The 19821-nt window shown below is 72.8% G+C and carries 18 protein-coding genes; 12 read left to right on the forward strand and 6 right to left on the reverse strand.

The window, feature by feature from the left end; translation table 11 throughout:
- The first annotated feature begins 333 nt into the window (after positions 1–333).
- The gene (locus ACFPL3_RS19060) at positions 334–1338 is read left to right on the forward strand and encodes an LLM class flavin-dependent oxidoreductase (RefSeq protein WP_343938724.1); all 1005 of its coding nucleotides are present in this window, start codon (positions 334–336) and stop codon (positions 1336–1338) included.
- Here ACFPL3_RS19060 and ACFPL3_RS19065 read toward each other — a convergent pair whose 3' ends face one another.
- The gene (locus ACFPL3_RS19065; protein ID WP_343938722.1) at positions 1339–2139 is read right to left on the reverse strand and encodes an enoyl-CoA hydratase/isomerase family protein; all 801 of its coding nucleotides are present in this window, start codon (positions 2137–2139) and stop codon (positions 1339–1341) included.
- A 98-nt stretch (positions 2140–2237) separates the two neighbouring features.
- Between ACFPL3_RS19065 and ACFPL3_RS19070 the strand changes: the two genes are divergently transcribed.
- Positions 2238–2978, forward strand: coding sequence for an SDR family NAD(P)-dependent oxidoreductase (locus tag ACFPL3_RS19070; RefSeq protein ID WP_343938720.1), 741 nt, complete (start codon positions 2238–2240; stop codon positions 2976–2978).
- 7 nt (positions 2979–2985) lie between these two features.
- Here ACFPL3_RS19070 and ACFPL3_RS19075 read toward each other — a convergent pair whose 3' ends face one another.
- Entirely contained in the window at positions 2986–3615 is a 630-nt protein-coding gene (locus ACFPL3_RS19075) for a TetR/AcrR family transcriptional regulator (RefSeq protein WP_343938718.1), read from the reverse strand.
- A gap of 136 nt (positions 3616–3751) precedes the next feature.
- On the opposite strand from ACFPL3_RS19075, the gene ACFPL3_RS19080 reads away from it, so the two are divergent.
- Both ACFPL3_RS19080 and ACFPL3_RS19085 read left to right on the forward strand, forming a co-directional pair.
- Positions 3752–4861, forward strand: coding sequence for a winged helix DNA-binding domain-containing protein (locus ACFPL3_RS19080; RefSeq protein ID WP_343938716.1), 1110 nt, complete (start codon positions 3752–3754; stop codon positions 4859–4861).
- 10 nt (positions 4862–4871) lie between these two features.
- Positions 4872–5570: an Imm52 family immunity protein gene (locus tag ACFPL3_RS19085; protein ID WP_343938714.1), complete on the forward strand. Its 699-nt coding sequence runs from the start codon at positions 4872–4874 to the stop codon at positions 5568–5570.
- A 3-nt stretch (positions 5571–5573) separates the two neighbouring features.
- Here ACFPL3_RS19085 and ACFPL3_RS19090 read toward each other — a convergent pair whose 3' ends face one another.
- On the reverse strand, positions 5574–6371 hold the full coding sequence (locus ACFPL3_RS19090; protein WP_343938712.1) for a polysaccharide lyase family 7 protein: 798 nt from the start codon (positions 6369–6371) through the stop codon (positions 5574–5576).
- Positions 6372–6510: 139 nt separating this feature from the next.
- Between ACFPL3_RS19090 and ACFPL3_RS19095 the strand changes: the two genes are divergently transcribed.
- Positions 6511–7575 carry a LacI family DNA-binding transcriptional regulator gene (locus tag ACFPL3_RS19095; protein WP_343938710.1) on the forward strand — a complete coding sequence of 355 codons (1065 nt, stop codon included), beginning with the start codon at positions 6511–6513 and terminating at the stop codon, positions 7573–7575.
- Here the strand turns inward: ACFPL3_RS19095 and ACFPL3_RS19100 are convergent.
- Positions 7553–8461, reverse strand: a complete 909-nt coding sequence (locus ACFPL3_RS19100; protein ID WP_343938709.1) for a Gfo/Idh/MocA family protein — start codon at positions 8459–8461, stop codon at positions 7553–7555. The two genes, ACFPL3_RS19095 and ACFPL3_RS19100, sit on opposite strands and share 23 nt — an antisense overlap.
- A 188-nt stretch (positions 8462–8649) precedes the next feature.
- On the opposite strand from ACFPL3_RS19100, the gene ACFPL3_RS19105 reads away from it, so the two are divergent.
- The 7 genes from ACFPL3_RS19105 to ACFPL3_RS19135 all read left to right on the forward strand — a co-directional run bounded on the left by ACFPL3_RS19105 (position 8650) and on the right by ACFPL3_RS19135 (position 16712).
- The gene (locus tag ACFPL3_RS19105) at positions 8650–9894 is read left to right on the forward strand and encodes an ABC transporter substrate-binding protein (protein ID WP_343938707.1); all 1245 of its coding nucleotides are present in this window, start codon (positions 8650–8652) and stop codon (positions 9892–9894) included.
- 11 nt (positions 9895–9905) lie between these two features.
- Positions 9906–10814 carry a carbohydrate ABC transporter permease gene (locus tag ACFPL3_RS19110; RefSeq protein WP_343938705.1) on the forward strand — a complete coding sequence of 303 codons (909 nt, stop codon included), beginning with the start codon at positions 9906–9908 and terminating at the stop codon, positions 10812–10814.
- Entirely contained in the window at positions 10811–11638 is an 828-nt protein-coding gene (locus ACFPL3_RS19115) for a carbohydrate ABC transporter permease (RefSeq protein WP_343938703.1), read from the forward strand. Before ACFPL3_RS19110 ends, ACFPL3_RS19115 begins: the two co-directional genes overlap by 4 nt.
- A 4-nt stretch (positions 11639–11642) precedes the next feature.
- On the forward strand, positions 11643–12833 hold the full coding sequence (locus ACFPL3_RS19120; protein WP_343938701.1) for a mandelate racemase/muconate lactonizing enzyme family protein: 1191 nt from the start codon (positions 11643–11645) through the stop codon (positions 12831–12833).
- Complete coding sequence (locus tag ACFPL3_RS19125) at positions 12830–13777, forward strand: aldo/keto reductase (protein WP_343938699.1); 948 nt, start codon at positions 12830–12832, stop codon at positions 13775–13777. The genes ACFPL3_RS19120 and ACFPL3_RS19125 overlap by 4 nt, the downstream gene beginning before the upstream one ends.
- Before the next feature lie 365 nt (positions 13778–14142).
- Complete coding sequence (locus ACFPL3_RS19130) at positions 14143–15213, forward strand: LLM class flavin-dependent oxidoreductase (RefSeq protein ID WP_343938697.1); 1071 nt, start codon at positions 14143–14145, stop codon at positions 15211–15213.
- A gap of 41 nt (positions 15214–15254) precedes the next feature.
- Positions 15255–16712, forward strand: coding sequence for a protein adenylyltransferase SelO (locus ACFPL3_RS19135; protein WP_343938695.1), 1458 nt, complete (start codon positions 15255–15257; stop codon positions 16710–16712).
- 4 nt (positions 16713–16716) lie between these two features.
- Here the strand turns inward: ACFPL3_RS19135 and ACFPL3_RS19140 are convergent, their stop codons facing one another.
- Together ACFPL3_RS19140 and ACFPL3_RS19145 are read right to left on the reverse strand one after the other, a co-directional pair.
- Positions 16717–18318 carry an ABC transporter substrate-binding protein gene (locus ACFPL3_RS19140; RefSeq protein ID WP_343938693.1) on the reverse strand — a complete coding sequence of 534 codons (1602 nt, stop codon included), beginning with the start codon at positions 18316–18318 and terminating at the stop codon, positions 16717–16719.
- 3 nt (positions 18319–18321) lie between these two features.
- Positions 18322–19740 carry a Rieske 2Fe-2S domain-containing protein gene (locus ACFPL3_RS19145; RefSeq protein WP_343938691.1) on the reverse strand — a complete coding sequence of 473 codons (1419 nt, stop codon included), beginning with the start codon at positions 19738–19740 and terminating at the stop codon, positions 18322–18324.
- Positions 19741–19821 lie beyond the last annotated feature (81 nt).

Below are 19821 nucleotides of genomic sequence, written 5' to 3' on the forward strand. Positions count from 1 at the left end.
TGACCAAGGGGCACATGGTCGCTGGTTGATCTCCAGGAGCGACCATCTCCCCTTGATCGCGCAGTCGCGCCACCGGAGGCCTGGGACACCTCGCGACGGCCGGGCCGCGGCATTCCATGACCATCGATCAGGCTCAACCTCGCCACCCGAGAAGCACACCAGCGCGGCCGCCACGACCTCCAGGTGCTGCTGACCTGCGGTGACCCCGCGCGAGACGTACACCACGGTGATCCCACGACCCTGGAGCGCGACTCGCGCGGATCATGCCTCCCGCCGCCGGCGTGCCACACCGACCGGCTGGTCGGACTGTCGCCTCCGTGGTTGGATCGGGGCATGCAGATCGGGCTCGTGGTCATGGACGAGAACCCGGCCGACGCGTTGCGGGTCGTGCGGGCGGCCGACCGCGCGGGGGTGCACTCGCTGTGGAGCATCGACTACTACAACCGCAGCAGCCTCACGCGTGCGGCAGCGTTCGCGGCGGTCAGCGAGAACGCGCTGGTCGGCACGAGCGTCACGCCGCTCTTCGCGCGGTCGCCGCTCGCGCTCGCGTCGGCGGCGGCCGACGTCCAGGCGGTGGCCGGGGGCCGGTTCGTGCTGGGGGTCGGCAGCAGCACGCGCCGGATGAACCAGGACTGGTACGGGGCCGCGCTGCAGCACCCGGCGCCGCAGGTCCGGGACCGGATCGCGTTGATCCGGCGGCTGCTGGCGCACCGCAGCGGGCCGTTCCGCTACGACGGCGAGTTCGACCGCGTCGCGCTCGGGCACTACGAGCGCACCGCGCTGCCCGACAGCGTGCCGATCCTCGCGGCGGGGGTGGGGGAGCACATGGTCCGGGTGGCGGGGGAGTGCGCCGACGGGTTCGTCGGGCACACCATCGCCTCGGTCGACTACCTGCGCGACGTCGCGGAGCCGCTGCTCGCCGAGGGTGCGGCTCGCGGCCGGCGGGACGTGGCGGAGCTGCGGCGCACGACGCAGATCGTGGCTGCGGCGTCGTCCGATTCGCGGGCGGCCCGGCGGGACGCCGCCGCGCAGGTCGGCTTCTACGCCACGCCGAAGGGGTACGACGCGCTGTTCCCCGGCGGGCGGTTCGCCGAGGAGCGCGCCGCCGCGCGCGACGCGGTGGCCCGGCGCGACGTCGCGGGCGTGGTCGCGGCGGGGGAGGCGATGGTCGAGGAGCGAGCGGTGTTCGGCACGCCCGAGGACGTCGCCGCCCAGCTGCGCCGCTACGAGGGCGTGGTCGACTGGGCGCTGCTCTACCCGCCGCACTACGGCGTGGACCCCGAGCGGGTCCACGCCAACGAGCTCAGCCTGATCGAGGTGGCGTCGAGCTGGACCTGATCAGTCCTGCGCCGAGGGGAAGCGCGGCTCGCGCTTCTCGCGCAGCGCGGTGTAGCCCTCGACGACGTCGGGTCCGAGGAAGGTGAGCATCTCGTAGGCGGCGGACTGGTCGAAGGCGGGACCGGCGGCGCGCAGCCAGTTGTTGAGCGCCTTCTTGGTGAGCCGGATCGCGGGTTGCGAGCCGGTGGCCAGCACGTCGGCGACGCGCAGCGCCTCGTCCAGCACCTGGTCGCGGGGCACGGCCTTCGCCACCATGCCGAGCCGCTCCGCCTCGGCGCCGGTGACCATCTCGCCGGTGAGCAGGAGGTAGCGGGCCTTGGCCATCCCGGCGAGCAGGGGCCAGATGATCGCGGCGTGGTCGCCCGCCGCGACGCCGAGCCGGACGTGGCCGTCGCCGATCTTGGCGTCCTCCGCCGCGATCGCGACGTCGGCGAGCAGCGCGACGACGGTGCCGGCGCCGACGGCGACCCCGTTGATCGCCGAGACGATCGGCTTCTCGCAGTTGATGATGTTGTAGACGAGGTCGCTCATCTCGCGGAGCATGTGCGAGACCCGGTCGTAGTCGCCTGCCATCCGCTCGACCATTGCCAGGTCGCCGCCCGCGGAGAACGCCCTGCCCGCGCCGGTGACCACCGCGACGCGCGTGGCGGGATCCGCGTCGACGTCCTTCCAGACCCGGGCGAGCTCGGCGTGCATCACCTCGTCGGCGGCGTTGTACTTCTCGGGCCGGTCGAGCGTGATGACCAGGATCCCGTTGTCGTGGCGGGCGAACGTCAGCTGCTCGTAGTCGTCGAGGCTCACGCACGTGAGTCAACCACAGTGACGGCTTGCCGACCAGTCCGCCTGAAAACCGACCGTTGGGTTGAGAAATGGGTGGCTAGCTGGCTACCGTCTTCGCCGTGGAGCTCGGGAACAAGGTGGCGGTGGTGACGGGTGCGGCGTCCGGGATCGGCCGGGCGATCGCGATGGGTCTGGCGGCGGCCGGGGCCACGGTGGCGGCGGTCGACCGCGACGGTGAGGGGCTCGCGAGCACCGTGCGGTCGATCGGCGGCGCGACCACGGCCCATCAGGCCGACCTGGCCGACAAGCAGGCGATCCTGGCCCTGCGCGACGAGGTGGTCGCCGCGCACGGCCTCCCCGACGTGATCGTCAACGCGGCGGGGTTCGACCGGGCCGAGCCGTTCATGCAGAACGACGACGCCCTGTGGGAGGCGCTGGCCGCGGTGAACTTCCTCGGGCCGGTGCGGCTGACCCACGCGTTCCTCGAGCCGATCCTCGCGGCCGAGCACCGGGTCAAGATCGTCAACATCGCCAGCGACGCCGGCCGCGTCGGGAGCGTGGGGGAGACGGTCTACGCCGGGACGAAGGGCGGGCTGATCGCCTTCACGAAGTCGCTGGCCCGGGAGATGGCCCGGCACGGGATCACCGTCAACTGCGTGTGCCCGGGCCCCACCGACACGCCGCTGTTCGCGACGCTGCCCGAGAAGGTCCGTGAGGCGCTGGTCCGGGCGATCCCGTTCCGCAGGCTCGCCAAGCCGGAGGAGATCGCCGACGCGGTGCTGTTCTTCGCCTCGGACCGCGCGAACTACGTGACCGGCCAGGTGCTGAGCGTCAGCGGCGGGCTGACCATGGCGGGTTAGCTCCGGGTCAGCCGGCCGACGCGGCCCGGAGGCTGAGCATCCGCGATGCGGTGTCGACGACGGCGTCCCACAGCTGCGCCTTCCGCTCCGGGGGGAGCGAGGGGCGGATCCACAGCGACGACTGGTTGAGCACGCCGTGCAGGCACTGCAGGGCGACGTCGGCGTCGGGGCAGTCGAACTCGCCCGCCGCGAGCCCGGCCTCGACCACGCGGCGGAAGATCGCGTCGTGGCGGCGCCTGCTGTCCTTGATCGTGTCCTGGAACGAGTCGGGCCAGGTGGTGGGCCACGAGAAGAGCGGCGCGACCTCCGGAGCGGTGTCGGTGAGGATGCGGATCTGCTCGCGCATGAGCGTGCGGATCTGCTCGAGGTGGCTGCGGTCGCGCACGCGGCCGAGTTCCTGCTCGAGCCGCTGGTTGACCTCCGTGGTCATCGCCTCGATGACCGCGGCCACCAGCTCGTCCTTGCCGGAGAAGTAGTGGTAGAGCGTGGCCTTGGCGATGTCGGTGCGCTCGGCGACGTCCTCCAGGTTCATCCCCTGGTAGCCGTGCTCCGACAGCAGCGCCGTGGCCGTCCGCACGATCTCCGCCTTGCGCCGGTCGCGCCTGCGCGCCACCCGCGTGGTCGCCGGCTGGGTCACTGGTCTCGCTCCCCGTCGATGCCGCGGCCGGCGGCTCCGGCCCGGACGACCCGAGTGTAGGCCAGTCGACCGCTGGGACAGTTTTTCGACCCGTCCGGACAGCGGTCAGGTAGTGGCCGCTTTTCCCGACACACTGATGACCGTGACCCCGGTTCTCGGTGCGCGAGCCCTCAACCGCGCGACGCTCGCCCGGCAGCTCCTGCTCGACCGGGCGGACGTCCCCGTCCAAGACGCCGTCGCGCACCTGTGCGGCCTGCAGGCCCAGGAGCCGCAGGAGCCGTTCGTCGGACTCTGGTCCCGCCTGCAGGGGTTCGACCCGGACGAGCTGTCGACGCTGCTCGTGGACCGGCAGGTGGTGCGCACGCACCTCATGCGGCGCACCGTGCACCTCCTCGCCGCGGATGACGCGCTGGCGTGGCGGTCGCGGCACGGCGCGATGCTGCGCCAGCGGGTGTGGGGGGTGTACCGCCGCGATCTCGACGGGATCGACCCCGCCGAGCTCGGCGCCGCGGGGGAGAGCGCCTTCGCGGACGGCACGCCGCGCACCATGGGTGAGCTGGGGCGCGAGCTCGCCGAGCGCTGGCAGGACGTGGCGCCGCGGCCGCTCGGGGAGGCGGTGATCGGCGCACTGGTGCCGGTGGTGCAGCTCCCGCCGCGAGGGCTGTGGCGTTCCGCCGGGGGCGCGCGGTACGTCCCGATGGCGGCGTGGCTCGGCCGCGACGTCGACCCGCCCGCGCCGGACGGGGCGGATCCGGTGGGGGAGGCGCTGGTGCGCCGCTACCTCGCCGCGTTCGGCCCCGCCGCCACGGCGGACCTGCGTGCCTGGTGCGGCCTCGCCGGGCTGCCGGGGGCCGTGGCGTCCGTGCGCGACGAGCTCGTGACCTTCCGCGACGAGCGCGGGCGCGAGCTGCTCGACCTCCCCGACGCCCCGCGGCCCGACCCGGACACCCCGGCGCCGGTGCGGTTCCTCCCGGCGTTCGACAACGCGATCCTCGGCTACGACGACCGGAGCCGGATCATCGACCCGGACCACCGGCTGCTGTCGGTGGCGGGCGAGCGGGTGGTGCTGGTCGACGGCCGGGTCGCGGCGACCTGGGTGGTCGACGCCGGCACCGTGGTGGTCACCCCGCTGCGCCACTTCTCGCGGGCCGACCGGGCCGCCGTCGCCGAGGAGGGCGGGCGGCTGGCGGCGTTCCTGTCCGACGGCGAGCGGAGCGGCGTCCGGGTCGCGGCGGCGTCCCCCTAGGCTGCTGATCATGGACGACGGGCTGACAGCGCGAGGGTTCTGGGGTCCGAGGCCGGAGTCGCCGGATCGGATCGCCGACCGACTGGTCGAGTTCCTCACGGGCCTGGACGACGTGGTCGGGGAGGGCCTCCCGTGGTCGTCCCCCGACCTCCCGGGTGGGCTGCTCACCGAGCCGGCGAACGCCCGGCGGGTGCTCTCCGACGCGTTCGGTGCGAACACGGACGCTCCGCACCTCGGGGTGAGCCAGGCGTACGAGGCGCGCGTCCCGAGGTTCGGGACGATCTCGTTCACGATGATCGTGGGGGGAAGCTCGGACAACCCGAGGATCAAGAACGGTGTCGTGGTGAAGTGGCACGGCGCCGATGCGGAGGCGATCGCCGACCCGGTTCTGCGCCGGATCGCATCGGCGTGGGATCCGGACTGGGCGCAGGTGACGTCGCGGTCGCTCCGCTCCGCTCTGGCCGACGTGCAGCCTCCGGGAGGTCGGGGCCCGCAGGTCGGGTACCTGACCTACCTCCCGGAGGAGAGGGCCCGAGTCCTGCCGGGTGGCGTGGACGGGCACCTGCGCAAGCTCGAGAGCGGCGGTGTCGTCCTCGGCTCGGCCGAGGGCGACGGTTTCCCGTCCGTGGACGAGGTGCGCGAGCTGGCGAGGAGTCTCACGTCGAGCGAGGCCTTCTCGGCGACGCCGACCTCCCGCAGCACGTTCTAGCTCCTACGGCGTGTGCGTCACGTCCAGCGCGTAGATCACGACCTCGCCCGCGGCATCCGGGGCGTCGCCCCGCTCGGGGTTGGACTGCGTGTATGTGCCCGCCTTGAAGTACCAGCCCTCACCGGCGAGCGCGACGTCGCCCTTCACCTCCCCGTTGTAGGCGACCTGTACGCGGCCGTCCTGGGCGGTGATGCGCAGGTCGTACGGGGTGCCGAGCTGGTAGTCGTCGTCGAGGGTGAACTCGCCCTCGCCGTCGGCGTACTCGACGAACAGGTGCGTGTCCTCGAGCCGGACCATCAGGACGTCGTTCTCGGCGTCGTGGATCTGGGCGGCCACGACGTGCGGCTTGACCTCGGGCAGCCGGGTGATCGCCTCGCGCAGCTGCATCGTGTGGGTGCCGGTGCGGTTCGACCAGCTGGCGAGCTCCCCGCCGTCCAGCTCCCGCAGCTCGGCGCGCGGGTAGCTGCTGCCCGAGGTGGTGACGCCGCCCGCGGGTGCGGTGAAGACCACCCCGTCGCCGGTGTCGTTGAGGCGGAACCAGTCGCCGCTGAACGACAGCAGGGCAGGCGGGTGGATCTCCTCGGGCTCGCCCTCCTGGCCGGTGGGGAGCGTGAGCTTCCAGTTCGCCAGGTTGAGAACCGTGGCCGGGCCGGACACGGGCGGCGGGCCCGGTGCCGGTGGTGGCGGCGGAGCGGGCTCCGGGCCACCGCACGCCGCGACGCAGGCGAGGGCCAGCGCGGCTGCTGCCAGCAGCGGCCGCAGGTGGGAACGGGGTCGAGGTCTCCCGGCCGGGCGGTCCACGGGGCGCAGCGTATCCAGCTGGAGGGGCGGGGTCCGGGTCGTCGGGCACCGGCCACCCGGACGGGCGACGAGGCGAACCCCGGCCGCGAGGTCCTAGTGTTGACGTCCGACCGGTGGGTGAGAGACGGGGGCGAGGACCATGGGTGGGCCGCCCACCTCGGCGCGCCGCCGAGCGACGATCTCGCAGGTCGCGCAGCTCGCGGGGGTGTCGAAGGCCACCGTCTCGAAGGCGTTCAACAACCGGGGCGGGGTCTCCGTCGAGACCCGGGACCGGGTGCTGCGGGTGGCGGAGAGCCTGGGCTGGCGGCCCTCGGCCCGCGCCGTCGCGCTGACGAGCGGGGGCGCGGGCGCGATCGGGTTCCTGCTGAACCGGCCGCCGGACCTGCTCTCCTCGGACCCGTACTTCGGCGAGCTGATCTCCGGGATCGAGCGCCCCCTCGCCGAGCACGGGTTCTGGTTGCTGCTGCAGATCGCCGAGCACGCCGACGCCGCCGAGGAGCGGCACGCCTACGCCGACCTCGCGCAGACCCAGCGGGTGGACGGGGTGTTCCTCGCCGAGACGCGGATCATCGACCAGCGCTTCGACATCGTGGCCGAGCTCGGGCTCCCGGCCGTGATCGTGTCGCGGCCGTGGGGGAGCACCGCGCTCCCCTGGGAGGGGGCCGGCTACCCGGGCGGGGGCGTGGCCGACGCGGTGGCGCACCTCGCGGAGCTCGGGCACCGGCAGCTGGCGTACGTGGCCGGCCCGCACGACCGCTCCCACGTGCAGTACCGCACGGACGCGTTCCTCGCCGCGGTGGCGGCGCACGGGTTGTCGGTGCTCGGGATCGTGCGCACCGACTTCTCCGCGGAGGCGGGGTACCGGGCCACCGACGAGCTGCTCGGGCAGCGCGAGCGGCCCACCGCGATCCTCTACGACAGCGACCCGATGGCGATCGCGGGCTGCCGGGCGGCGCGGGCGCGCGGGCTGAGCGTGCCCGGGGATGTGTCGGTGATCGGGCACGACGACATCCACCTGAGCCGCTGGACGACACCCGCGCTGACGACGATCCAGCAGGACGTGCAGGAGCTCGGCGAGCGGTGCGCGTTGCGACTGCTGGAGCTGCTCGGCGTGACCACCGCGCCGCACGGCCCGCTGCCCGACCCGCGGCTGGTGGTGCGCGAGTCGACCGGTCCGGCCCCTACCGGACCTCGGCGGGGGTGACCGGGCGGCCGTGCTCGAGGGACTGCTCCGCCGCGGCGAGGACCTCCACGATCTCCTCGCCGAACCGCAGGTCGGTGGGGTGGGTGCGGGCACCGGTGGCGGCCATCGCGGCGAGGTCGGTGAGCGCGGTGGCCGCGGCGGTCTCCACGGTGGACAGCGGGGTGGGCATCGCCAGGGCCCCGGCCGCGCCGACGGCGGTGAACAGGCTCTGCTGCAGCGGGGCGGTGAGGCTCAGTGTGGCGGTGCTGGACGGTCCCGCCTCGTGACGCAGCGCGAGGTGCACCGTGTCGCCCGCGCCGGGCCGGGCGGTGACCTCCGCGGCCGGGCCGAGCACGCCGAGCGCGACGGACAGCGCGTGCGGTCCCACGTCCCACAGCGCGCCCTTCGCCTGGCGCCAGTCGGCGGGGTCGCGTGGGGCGTCCGGGGCGTAGAGGCCGGCGAGCCAGCTCGCGTGGGCGCTGTGCCACCCGCCGCGCTCGCGGGCGGCGGCGATCCAGGCGCCCTGCTCGGGCCGGTGGCGCGAGGTGAGGAACACCAGGCCCGCGACGTCGTGCTCCTCGGCGGCGGCGCGGATGCGCCGGGCGGCGGGCAGGTCGAGCGCGAGGGGCTTCTCCACCAGCATGTGCACACCCGCGCGGGCGGCCCGGACGGCCAGCTCGGGCTGGACGGTGGGCGGCACGGTGAGCACCACGGCGTCGACGGCGTCGAGGAGCGCGTCGACCGTTCCGAAGGCGGGCACGCCGTGCGGGGCGGCGACCCGCTCGGCCTTCGCGGGGTCGCGGCCCCACACGCCCGCGAACTCGATGTCGGGGTGGGCCGCGAGGGTGGGGGCGTGCGTGTCGCTCGCCCACGTGCCGGTGCCGATGACGCCCGTGCGCAGTGCCATCTGCCCAGCAAAGCACGATCATCGGGCGTGCTTGCCGGGGGCTCCGGTCGCCGTGCTACGGTCCCGAAACCGGTTACTCGACGGCGACACGGTTCGTCGGTTGAAGGGCCGGGAGTGCGCCGGTTGCTCGACGACCCTCGACGAAACCGGTTTCGCAACGAGGCGGCCGGAAGGAGTGGGGCGGCGGGATGAGGATCCGCGGGAGAACGGCCGCGTTCATCGCCGTCACCGGCGCCATGGTGCTCGGGGTGGCGGCCACGATCGGCTACTCCGTGGGCACCGGCCGCGACCCGTCCCGGACGGTCACGTGGTGGGTGCCGAACTGGGACTCGGAGATCGCCACCGAGCTGGTGGCGGAGTTCGAGGCGCAGAACCCCGACCTGTCGGTCGAGATGGTCGAGACCACGTCGGACACGATGGCGAACAAGGTCTCGGTGGCCCTCGACTCGGACAACCCGCCCGACGTGATCACCGAGCTGTCGTCGCGCACCCGCACCTACATCGCGAAGGGCGCGCTCTCCGACCTCTCGGACATGTACGGGCCGGACATGCCGCGGTCGGACTTCATCCCCGGCGCGCTGGAGGCCGTCACCGACGGCGCCGCCACCTACGCCGTGCCCTACCGGTGGGACTGCGTCGCCCTGATCTACAACAAGGACCTGTTCGCGGCGGCCGGCATCACCGAGCCGCCCGCCACGTGGGCCGACCTGCTGGCCGACGCCCGCAAGCTCACGTCGGGCGACGTCACCGCCACGGCGTGGCCGATGAGCGGGGCCGCGGAGGACCTGGTGCGCCGCTACCTCGGCTTCGCGCTCTCGGCGGGTGCGACGATCGAGCACGGCGTCCCGCGGATGGACCTCGCGTCGTCGCAGGCCGCGCTGGAGATCGTCGGCGGCTCGGTGGCCGAGGGCTGGGCCTCGCGCAGCTCCCTGGAGGTCGACAACTCCGAGGTCCGCGAGCTGTTCATCAACGGGCGCATCGCGATGTACCTGGGCGGCGTGTTCGACGTGGAGCAGCACCTCGAGGCCGGGATCAACGTCGGCACGGCGCTGACCCCCGGCCCGGACGGCCCGGGGATGCAGACCGCCGACGGCTGGGGCTACCTCGTGCCGGAGAAGGCGAAGAACGTATCGGGCGCGCGCAGGCTCGTCGAGTTCCTCTCCCGGCCGGAGACCATGGCCCGGCTGACCATGACCTACCCGGCCCGCATCAGCGCGAGCGGCGACCCGCGGTTCCACGACGAGTACCGCGAACCCCACTACGAGCAGCTCGCCGAGCACTCGGTGCCGCCCCCGAACGACCCGGCCTGGGTGGGCCTGAACCCGTTCGTCTACAGCACCGTCCAGGCGGTCGCGCTCGGCCAGACCTCGCCCGCGGACGGCGCTCGCGCCATCCAGGCCGAGGCCGACCGGGTGCTCGGGCCGGCCGGCTGAGGAGGACGTCGATGACTGCAGCCGGTGCCACCGCCACGATCGCGCACCCCACCCCGGCCGCGCGCGCCGCCCGCAACCGGCGCCGCACGGGGCTCGCCCTCACATTGCCCGCCGTGCTCGTGATGGCCGGCCTGACGGTCGTGCCGGTCGTCTCGGTGATCCAGCGGGCGATCAGCGGGGAGGGCCGCGCGGCCTTCGGGCGGCTGGTCGGCTCGCCGGACTTCGGGCGGGTCCTGCTCAACACCGCGGTGTGGACGGTCGTGGCCGTGGTCGGCGCGCTCCTGGTGGGCCACGCGGCAGCGTTGCTGATGCACTCGCGGTACCTGCGGCTGGCCGGGTTCTGGCGCGGCCTGTTCATGATCCCGTGGATCATCCCGAACGTCGTCGGCGCCACGGTCTGGAAGTGGAACTTCTCCGTCGACTACGGGCTGGTCAACCACTGGCTGCTGCAGGCGGGGCTCATCGCCCAGCCGATCGGCTGGCTGTCGGACCCATCGGTGGTGCTGATCGCGCTCGCCGTGGTGCAGGTGTGGTTCACCGCGCCGTTCATCATGCTGATGGTCTCGGCCGCGCTCACCGCGATCCCCGAGGAGCGCATAGAGGCGGCCCGGATCGACGGGGCGGGCGGTCCCGCGGTGCTGCGCCACATCATCCTGCCCGCGATCCGCACCACCAGCGGGCTCGCCGCGCTGCTCATGGTGGTGTGGGCGCTGAACTCGTTCACGATCATCTGGGTGGCCACCGGCGGCGGCCCGGCCGGGGCGTCGACGATCCTGCCGATCCTGATCTACCAGGCGTTCCAGACCGGTGACGCGGCGATGGTCTCCGCGGTCGCGCTCATCCAGCTCGTCGTCTCGATGGTGTTCGCGGTGATCTACATCCGGGCGATCCGGGACGACATGGAGGAGGCGGCGTCGTGAACAGGCGTGTGCTCGCCACGGGCACGTGGATCGGCATCGCCGTGCTGGCGGTCTGGACGCTCGCGCCGATCGCGGTGATGACGGCGACGTCGCTCAAGCCCCGCGACGAGATCTTCGCGATCCCGCCCGCGCTGCTGCCGCGGACGTGGACGCTGGACAACTACGTCGAGGTGTTCACCAACTCCTCGATGCCGCGGGCGTTCCTCAACTCGATCCTCGCCGCGCTCCTCGTCACGATCATGACGATCCTGCTCTGCGGGAGCGTCGGCTACGCGCTCGCGCGCTTCCGGTTCCGCTCGGCGCGCCCGGTGGCGCTGTTCATCCTGCTCGGCCAGATGGTGCCGATCACGGTCCTGCTGCTGCCGCTCTACGAGATGATCGGCGCGATGCAGCTGCTCGACACGATCGCCGGGATCGGCATCGCCCACCTGGTGATCACCGTGCCGCTGGTCACCTGGATGATCCGCAACCAGATCGCGGCGATCCCGGTGGAGCTGGAGGAGGCCGTCCTCATCGACGGCGGCTCGCGGTTCGACGCGGTCACCTACGTCACGCTGCCGGTGGCGGCGCCCGGGCTCGCCGCGGCCGGGATGTACGCGTTCCTGCAGTCCTGGCACGAGTTCGTGCTGGCCTCGGTGCTCACCTCGACCACCAGCGCGCGCACCGCGCCCGTGGCGCTCACCGAGTTCGCCTCCGAGTACTCGGTCGACTGGGGCTCGACGATGGCCGCGTCGGTGGTGCTGAGCGTGCCCGTGGTGATCGCGTTCATCGCGCTGCAGAAGTACTTCGTGCGCGGGTTGGCCAGCGGTGGGGTGAAGGGGTGAACGGGTGAAGATCGTCGACCTGAGGTGCGCGGTGATCGGGAACAGCCCGATCGTGCGGATCGTCACCGACGAGGGGGTCGACGGCTTCGGTGAGATCGAGTCGTCCAAGCCCTACATGCGCCCGGTCATGGAGATGTACCGCGAGTTCCTGCTCGGTGAGGACCCCACGGACGTCGAGCGGTGCCTGCTGAAGATCCGCCGCTTCGCCGGGTTCAAGCCGTGGGGCAGCGCCGTGTCGGCCATCGAGATCGCGCTCTGGGACGTGGCGGGCAAGGCCGCGGGGCTGCCGGTGTACAAGCTGCTCGGCGGCAAGGTGCGCGACCGCGTGCGCGTCTACAACGGGGGCGTGCGCCCGCAGATGAACGGCTACGCGCCGGAGGACTACGCGCGGGCCATGGCGGAGATGAAGGCCGCGCCCGAGGGCTTCACCCTGATCAAGGAGGGCGTGGCCTTCCACGGCCCGATGGCGAAGAGCACCCCCGGCTTCTTCTACGGCGACCTGCGCACCGGCCCGCGCCACCCCGACCGCGGTCCGCTCACCGAGCGGGGCCTGAAGCACGCGATCGCGTGCGTCGAGGCGATGAAGGACGTGCTCGGCGACGAGGTCGGGCTGGCCCTGGACGCCGGTCCCGGGTTCACCGTGCCCGACGCCATCCGGCTGCTGCGCGCGCTGGAGCCGCTGAACCTGATGTGGGTGGAGGACCTGCTCACCGGCGACTACGTGCCGTGGGTGCACGCCGACCAGTACCGCGAGGTCACCGTCGCCACCAGCACCCCGACCCACACCGGCGAGCAGATCTACCTGCGGCAGAACTTCAAGGACCTGATCTCCACGCAGGCCGTGCGGGTGGTGGGGCCCGACCCGTGCGACGTCGGCGGCATCGCCGAGCTGAAGTGGGTGGCCGAGTACGCCGACCTGCACGGGGTGCAGATCGCGCCGCACGGCGTGCTGGACGGCGTGTTCGGCCTCGCCGCGCTCGTGCAGGTGTGCGCCACGCTGCCGGACAACTTCATCGCGTTCGAGTACCCGGTGGCGAAGCCGGGGTGGTGGTATTCGATCGTCACCGGCCTGCCCGAGCGGATCGTGGTCGACGGGTTCATCGACGTCTGGGACCGGCCCGGGCTCGGCGTCGAGTTCGACCGCGAGGCCGCCTCCGCCCACCTGGCCCCCGAGGACGAGGACTTCTTCGCATGACGAGCACCCAGGACCTGCCCCGGCGCCCGCTCGGTTCCACCGGGCTGCAGATCACGTCGCTGACGATCGGGGCGGGCCCGCTGGGGTCGATGCCCGCCAACTTCGGCTACGAGGTGCCCGCCGAGCGCGGGATCGCCACCGCCGTGGCCGCGTTGACCGGCCCGGTCAACGCGCTCGACACCTCGAACTCCTACAGCCGTGGCGAGTCGGAGCGCCGGGTCGGGGAGGCGCTGCGGCAGATCGGCGGGCTGCCCGAGGGCTACGTGCTGTCCACCAAGCTGGACCGGGACCTCGACACCGGCGAGTTCACCGGCGACCGGATGCGGCGCTCGATCGAGGAGAGCCTGGAGCGGCTCGGCCTCGACCGGGTGCCGCTGCTGCACCTGCACGACCCGGAACACATCGGGTTCGCGGAGTCGATGGTGCCGGGCGGCCCGGTGGAGGTGCTCGTCCAGCTGCGTGACGAGGGGATCGCCGGTGCGATCGGGGTGGCCGGCGGGCCGATCGACATGCTGCGCGAGTTCGTGGCCACGGACGTGTTCGACGCGGTGCTCACGCACAACCGGTGGACGCTGGTCGACCGGTCGGCGGGGCCGCTGATCGAGGAGGCGGCCGCCCGCGGGCTCGGCGTGATCAACGCCGCGGTGTTCGGCGGCGGGATCCTTGCCGCGGGCGCCAGGGCGTCGTCCCGCTACGCCTACCGCGAGGCCGAGCCGGAGCTGCTCGCCGCGGTGGCCGAGATCGAGCGGCTCTGCGGGGAGCACGGGGTTCCGCTCGGTGCTGCCGCGGTGCAGTTCTCCACCCGCGACCCTCGGATCGCCACCACGGTGGTGGGCGTCTCGCGCCCGGAACGCATCGCGGGGAGCGTCGAGCTCGCCACCGTGCCGATCCCGGACGCGCTGTGGAGCGAGGTCGACGCCGTGGTGGCGGGGCTCGCCCGGTAGCTCCCCGCCCTATGCCAGCATGGTGGCTTTACTGGCATATTGCGCCAGTAAAGCCACCATGCTGGCATTCGGAGGGCCGGCCTCCTGATGGCGCCGCGCATTCTGCGGGGCCGCTCCTCGCAGCTCCTCCGGCACATCTAGCGACCATTTGCCCTTGATCGACGACCCATGGAGGCAATTTCGCTCTCCACTGGGCCCATGATCAGGGAGTTGGCGCATTCCCGGGTCGAAAACGCCCGATAATGCGCCAAAGTCGCGATCATGGCCGCGGCGCCGGTCTCCGGGCGAGCGACGCCGCCAGGCGCCCTTGAGGCTGTTCTCATTCCTTCAAGCGCCCGGGCCGCCGCGACGGCGATCATCGCGGCATGAGCGACGATCAGGATGTCCGCCTCGGCGCGTTCGTGTTCACCAGCCGGTACGCGGGGCAGACCGCGGGGGAGGTGCTGGCCCGCGGGGTCGCCGTGGCACGTGCGGCCGAGGCGGCGGGCTTCGACGACGTCTGGGTCACCGAGCACCACTTCGTGCCGTTCGGGGTCAACCCCTCGGCGCTGACGCTGGCCGGGTACCTGCTCGGGCGCACGAGCACGGTACGGGTCGGCACCGCGGTGACGGTGCTGCCGCTGCACTCCCCGGTCCACGTCGCGGAGCAGGCGGCGCTGCTGGACCACGTCTCCGGCGGGCGGTTCGACCTCGGGGTGGGCCGGGCGCAGCCGGTGGTGGACTACGAGGTGATCGGGCGTGGCGTCGAATACTGGCAGCGAGGGCTGCCCGAGGCGCTCGACCTGACCCTGGCGGCCCTGTCGGGCCCGGTGTCGGCCGACTCCGACCTCTACCGGTTCCGCGAGGTGACGCCCGGCCTCGGCCCCGCAGGGCCCCGGCCGGCACCGGTGTACGTCGCGGCGAACTCCCCGACGTCGGTGGAGCTGGCCGCGAGCCGGGGCCTGCCGATGCTGCTCTTCTTCGACAAGGACGCCGGGACGAAGGCCGACCTGCTCGCGCGGCACGCCGCGATCGCCGAGGCCGCAGGCCACGCCGCCACCGGCTACCAGCACGGCATGGCCCTCTTCGCGCACGTGTGCGACGACGCCGAGGAGGCCCGATCGGTGGTGCGGCGCGCCGCGGGGGAGTTCGTGCGGGCGAACCGCGAGTACCGGCTGCTGCTCGACGTACCCCAGCGCATCGAGCCGGGCGCCACGGAGGACGACGTGGCCGCGGGGCTCACCGAGGCCGTCCTGGCCACCCACCCGGTGGGTACCGCGGAGGACTGCGTCGAGCGCCTGGTCGACCAGATCCGCCGGTCCGGCTGCACGCGGGTGCTGTGCCAGGTGGAGATCAGCGGCGACCACGAGAGCGTGCTGGCCAACGTCAAGCGGTTCGGCCAGGAGGTGCTCCCCGAGGTCCGCAGGCGGCTCCGCACCCCCGCGGGGAGGTCGTGATCGCAGGTATCGGGCAGCGGTCGCGTGCGTAGCCTGGGGGCATGAGCGTCGGCGCGGGGCCGTTGGTGGAGTTCGACCACTCCTACGCCCGGGACCTGCCCGCACTGGCCGTGCCGTGGACGGCCGCCCCGGTCCCGGCGCCCACCCTGCTGGCCCTCAACGAAGGGCTGGCCGCCGAGCTGGGGTTCGACGCCGAGGCGCTGCGGGAGCCTGCCGGCGTCGCGTTGCTCGTCGGCAGCGGGCTCCCGGACGGCGCGCGCCCCGTCGCGCAGGCCTACGCGGGCCACCAGTTCGGCGGCTACGTGCCGCGGCTGGGGGACGGGCGGGCGTTGCTGCTCGGTGAGCTCGTCGACCGCGGCGGCCGGCGCCGCGACCTGCACCTGAAGGGGTCCGGACGCACCCCGTTCGCCCGCGGTGGGGACGGCAAGGCGGCCGTCGGGCCGATGCTGCGGGAGTACGTGACGGCGGAGGCGATGCACGCGCTCGGCATCCCCACCAGCCGGGCGCTCGCGGTGGTCGCCACCGGTGAGGAGATCGTGCGGGAGAGCCTGCTGCCCGGTGCGGTCCTCGCGCGGGTCGCGGCCAGCCACCTGAGGGTCGGGACGTTCCAGTACGCGGCCGCGGCGGGCGGACCGGCGCTCGTGCGCGACCTCGCGGACCACGCGATCGCCCGCCACTTCCCCGACGTGGCAGAGGCGGACAACCCGTACCTGGAGTTCTACCGGCGGGTGGTCGACGCGCAGGCGTCGCTCGTCGCCCGCTGGATGCTCGTGGGGTTCGTCCACGGCGTCATGAACACCGACAACACGACGATCTCCGGGGAGACCATCGACTACGGCCCGTGCGCCTTCATGGACCAGTTCGACCCGGCCACGGTCTTCAGCTCGATCGACCACGGCGGGCGCTACGCCTACGGGAACCAGCCCGGCATCGCCCAGTGGAACCTCGCCCGGCTGGCCGAGACGCTGCTGCCGCTGATCGACGAGGACCCGAACGTCGCCGTCGACGCCGCCACCGAGGTGGTGACCGAGTTCGTCGAGCGGTACGAGCGCTACTGGGCGAGCGGCATGGCGGCGAAGCTCGGCCTCGAGACACCGGACGCCCCGCTCGTGCAGGACCTGCTGGCGCTGCTGCACGCCCAGCGCGTGGACTTCACCCGGTTCTTCCGTGCGCTGTCGGCGCACCTGCGGGGAGCTGGTGCGCGGTCCCTGTTCGCGCAGCCGGCCGCGTTCGACGCGTGGGTCGCGCGGTGGGAGGTGCTGCTGCCGCCGGACCGCAGCGCCGTGGCGGCGGCCATGGACCGGGTGAACCCCGTCCACGTCCCCCGCAACCACCTGGTGGAGGAGGCTCTGGCCGCGGCCACCGCCGGGGACATGGCACCGTTCCACCGCCTCGTGGACGTCGTCACGAGCCCGTTCGACGAGCGTCCCGGGCTGGAGCGCTACGCCGAACCGGCGCCGGCCGGGAGCGGCCGCCACGTCACCTACTGCGGCACCTGAGCACCTATCCGCTGCGCCACAGCGTGGCGAAGAACATCTCCCGGCTCGGGTAGCGGTCGACGCCCTTCACCGTGGTGCGGGTGATGGTCGCGAGGTAGGCCCGGCTCAGCCAGCAGACGGCGAGGTCCTCGTTCACCACCAGCTCCACCTGCTGGTAGGCGGCGTCGCGCCGCGCCTCGTCACCGGTGCTCGCGGCCTCGGCGAGCAGCGCGTCCACCTGTGGGTTCGAGTAGGTGCCGTAGTTCGCGCTCCCTCCCGTGCCCAGCAGGCGTTGCACCGGCGGGAACGGGGTGTCGAACGAGCTCACGGTGGTGGTGAGGTCGAAGTCGCCGCTCTGCACGACCTCCGCGGAGTAGCGGGCGAGGTCGAACAGCTCCACGTCGACGTCGATGCCGACGGCGGCGAGCTGGGCCTGCACGAACTCGCCGAACTGCCCGCGGGCGGTGGTCGTCTTCAACGCGACCGCGGTGCTCCCGCCGCCTGCCCGGTACTCGGCCACGAGCTGCCGCGCCCGCTCCTGGTCGAACGCGGGCCACGCCTGCGTCGCCTGCGCGGAGTGGTACGGGCTGGTCTCCCCGAACAGGCTCTGCGCCGGCACGAGCTGGTTGTTGTAGAGGCTCGCCGACAGCGCCTGCAGGTCGAGCGCGCGCACCACCGCCTCCCGCATCCGCCGGTCGTCGAACGGGGCGCGGGCGAAGTTGAAGTAGAGCAGCTCGCCGCTGTCGCCCGGGCCGTAGTAGACGGCGAGGTCCGGGTTCTGCAACGCCCGCACCAGCTCCTGGTTGTACGCGGCGAGGATCACGTCCACGTCGCCGTTCTGGATCGACGCGTAGCGGCTCTCGGTGTCCGAGAGCGGCCGGAACTCGAGCCCGTCCAGGTATGGCATGCCCTGTTGCCAGTAGGTCGGGTTGCGCTCGAGCACGATCCGCGAGTCGCGCACCCACTCGACGAGCCGGAACGGGCCGGCCCCGACCGGGTGCTCACCGATCGCGTCCCCCTGCTGCTCCAGGGCGGCCGGCGAGATGATCATGCCGAGGCTCCCGGCGAAGATCGGCTGCGCGAAGACGGCGGGGAACGCGCCGAGCGGGGACGTCAGCGCGAACTCGACGGTGAGCGGGTCGAGCGCCCGCATCGACGCGATGCTCTGCGCCGCGGTGCGCGCCGGGGTGGACGGTGCGTCCACGTGGCGCTGCACGTTGAGCAGGACGGCGTCGGCGTCCAGGGGCGTGCCGTCGGAGAACGTCACCCCGGGCCGCAGCCGCATCCGCCAGGTGCGGCCGTCGTCCGGGGTGTCCATCGACTCCGCCAGGTAGGGCTGCGTCGTGCCGTCGGGGGTGAGCCGCATCAGCGTGTCGTAGACGGCGAACGCTGCGGGGTTGGCGTTCTGGACCGTCGGGTCGAAGCTCGCGGGCTCGCGGTCCATGCCGATCCGCAGGGTGCCGCCCGGCTGCGGGGTGCCCTCGGCCGAGCGGTCGCCGCCGTAGGCGTTGACGGCCTGGATCCGCGTCTCGCCGGTGCGGACGTCCGCGGCGCCGCAGGCCGCGAGCGCGAGGAGCCCGATCGCCGCTGCCAGGGCCGGCAGGACCCGGGACGGCGCGCCGGACACGGCTTACTCGCCTGCGGCCGGTTGCGTCACGGTCGGCGCGTCCGCTGCGTCCGCGACCTCGGCCCGGCGGAACGCCTCGGCCTCCTGGACCGCGGGGTCGTCGTCGGTGCCCAGGTAGCGCCAGTCCTCACCGTCGGCGAGGATCTTGTCGGCCCCGCGGAGCCTGGTGAAATCGTGATCGGGCCCGGCGAGCGCGGGCGGGGTGGTGCCCTCGGCCGTCAGGCTCTTGGCCGCCCGGATGAGCAGCGACCGCATCCGGATGATCGCCTTGTCGATCGTGCCCAGCCGCTCCTGCGAGCGGTCGTAGACGGGCCCCATCGACTCGGTGACCATCAGGTCCTGGCTGACGAAGTCGCGGATCCCGCTGAACGTCTCGGTGCGCTGCACGTCGCGGTCGATCAGGTAGGTGTTGTCCTCGACGTAGTCGCGGGGCGTGATCCCGCCGGCCTGCCGGGTGAACGGGGTCTCGAACGGGCTGTAGTCGTGCAGCGGGCCGCCGCCGTAGCCGTGCGGGTTGGCGTCCACCGACACGTTGAACGTGTAGCGGAAGCAGTTGTGGTCGTCGACGGGCACGACCATCAGGTGCCGGGTGTTGAACGGCACCGCGGCGATGATCGTGCTGTACGGGAAGATGTATTCGGTGATCCGGACGTTCGTGTGCTCGTTCGGCGTGGTGCGCAGGCCGGCGTAGCGGAATCCGTACCACGTGTCCTGCACTTCCAGCCGCGGCGCGCGGTCGTGGATCCAGAACTTCCACGTCATCGCGTTGGAGGGATATCCGGGTTTGTCGCTGCCGTCGTCCGGCACCTCCTCGGCGGCGTCGAACATGTGCAGCCACGAGATGTGGGCGGTGTCGACGTTGCCCTCCATCGTCTGCACCCAGTTGCACGTGGAGCCCAGCTTGGTGGCGAGCTGGTGCTCGCGCGGGAGGGATTCGGTGCCGAAGTCGCGGAACGGGGTGATCGTGTCTGCCGGGCCCATGTAGGTCCACACGATCCCGCCGGACTCGTGGGTGGGGTACGCCTTGGCCCGGACGCGGTCCTTGAACGTGCTGGTGGGCGGCTCGCTGGGCATGTCGATGCACGCGCCGTCGGCGTCGAACTGCCACCCGTGGTACGGGCAGCGCAGGCCGCAGATGCCCGGGCCCGGGGTGCCCGGCGCGCCGACCGTGCCCTCGTTGCGCCCGTAGAACAGCGACGCGCCGCGGTGGGGGCAGTTCTCCTGGATCAGCCCGACCCGGCCGTTGAGGTCGCGGAATGCCACCAGGTTCTCGCACAGCAGCCGCACCCGGACCGGATCCCCGCCCGGTTCCGGAATTTCGCTGGAGAGCAGAGCGGGCGTCCAGTAGCGCCGCAGGAGTTCGCCCATCGGGGTGCCGGGGCCGACTCGGGTGAGAACCTCGTTGTCCTGCTGGGACAGCATCGTCCGACCTCCAGGAATTTCGGCGGGCCGTCCTCGACGTTAACGCCGGGGGTGGGTCCGCACGAAACTCCGATTGTTTCT

It is taken from the genome of Pseudonocardia zijingensis (assembly GCF_042657305.1).
Taxonomy (GTDB): domain Bacteria; phylum Actinomycetota; class Actinomycetes; order Mycobacteriales; family Pseudonocardiaceae; genus Pseudonocardia; species Pseudonocardia zijingensis.

What these genes read in the sequence shown, in the direction of transcription:
- ACFPL3_RS19100 (WP_343938709.1), bottom strand. Translation starts at nt 8,461, where the DNA reads ATGGCACTGCGCACGGGCGTCATCGGCACCGGCACGTGGGCGAGCGAC.
- ACFPL3_RS19105 (WP_343938707.1), top strand. Translation starts at nt 8,650, where the DNA reads ATGAGGATCCGCGGGAGAACGGCCGCGTTCATCGCCGTCACCGGCGCC.
- ACFPL3_RS19125 (WP_343938699.1), top strand. Translation starts at nt 12,830, where the DNA reads ATGACGAGCACCCAGGACCTGCCCCGGCGCCCGCTCGGTTCCACCGGG.
- ACFPL3_RS19130 (WP_343938697.1), top strand. Translation starts at nt 14,143, where the DNA reads ATGAGCGACGATCAGGATGTCCGCCTCGGCGCGTTCGTGTTCACCAGC.
- ACFPL3_RS19085 (WP_343938714.1), top strand. Translation starts at nt 4,872, where the DNA reads ATGGACGACGGGCTGACAGCGCGAGGGTTCTGGGGTCCGAGGCCGGAG.
- ACFPL3_RS19135 (WP_343938695.1), top strand. Translation starts at nt 15,255, where the DNA reads ATGAGCGTCGGCGCGGGGCCGTTGGTGGAGTTCGACCACTCCTACGCC.
- ACFPL3_RS19110 (WP_343938705.1), top strand. Translation starts at nt 9,906, where the DNA reads ATGACTGCAGCCGGTGCCACCGCCACGATCGCGCACCCCACCCCGGCC.
- ACFPL3_RS19060 (WP_343938724.1), top strand. Translation starts at nt 334, where the DNA reads ATGCAGATCGGGCTCGTGGTCATGGACGAGAACCCGGCCGACGCGTTG.
- ACFPL3_RS19095 (WP_343938710.1), top strand. Translation starts at nt 6,511, where the DNA reads ATGGGTGGGCCGCCCACCTCGGCGCGCCGCCGAGCGACGATCTCGCAG.
- ACFPL3_RS19080 (WP_343938716.1), top strand. Translation starts at nt 3,752, where the DNA reads ATGACCGTGACCCCGGTTCTCGGTGCGCGAGCCCTCAACCGCGCGACG.
- ACFPL3_RS19145 (WP_343938691.1), bottom strand. Translation starts at nt 19,740, where the DNA reads ATGCTGTCCCAGCAGGACAACGAGGTTCTCACCCGAGTCGGCCCCGGC.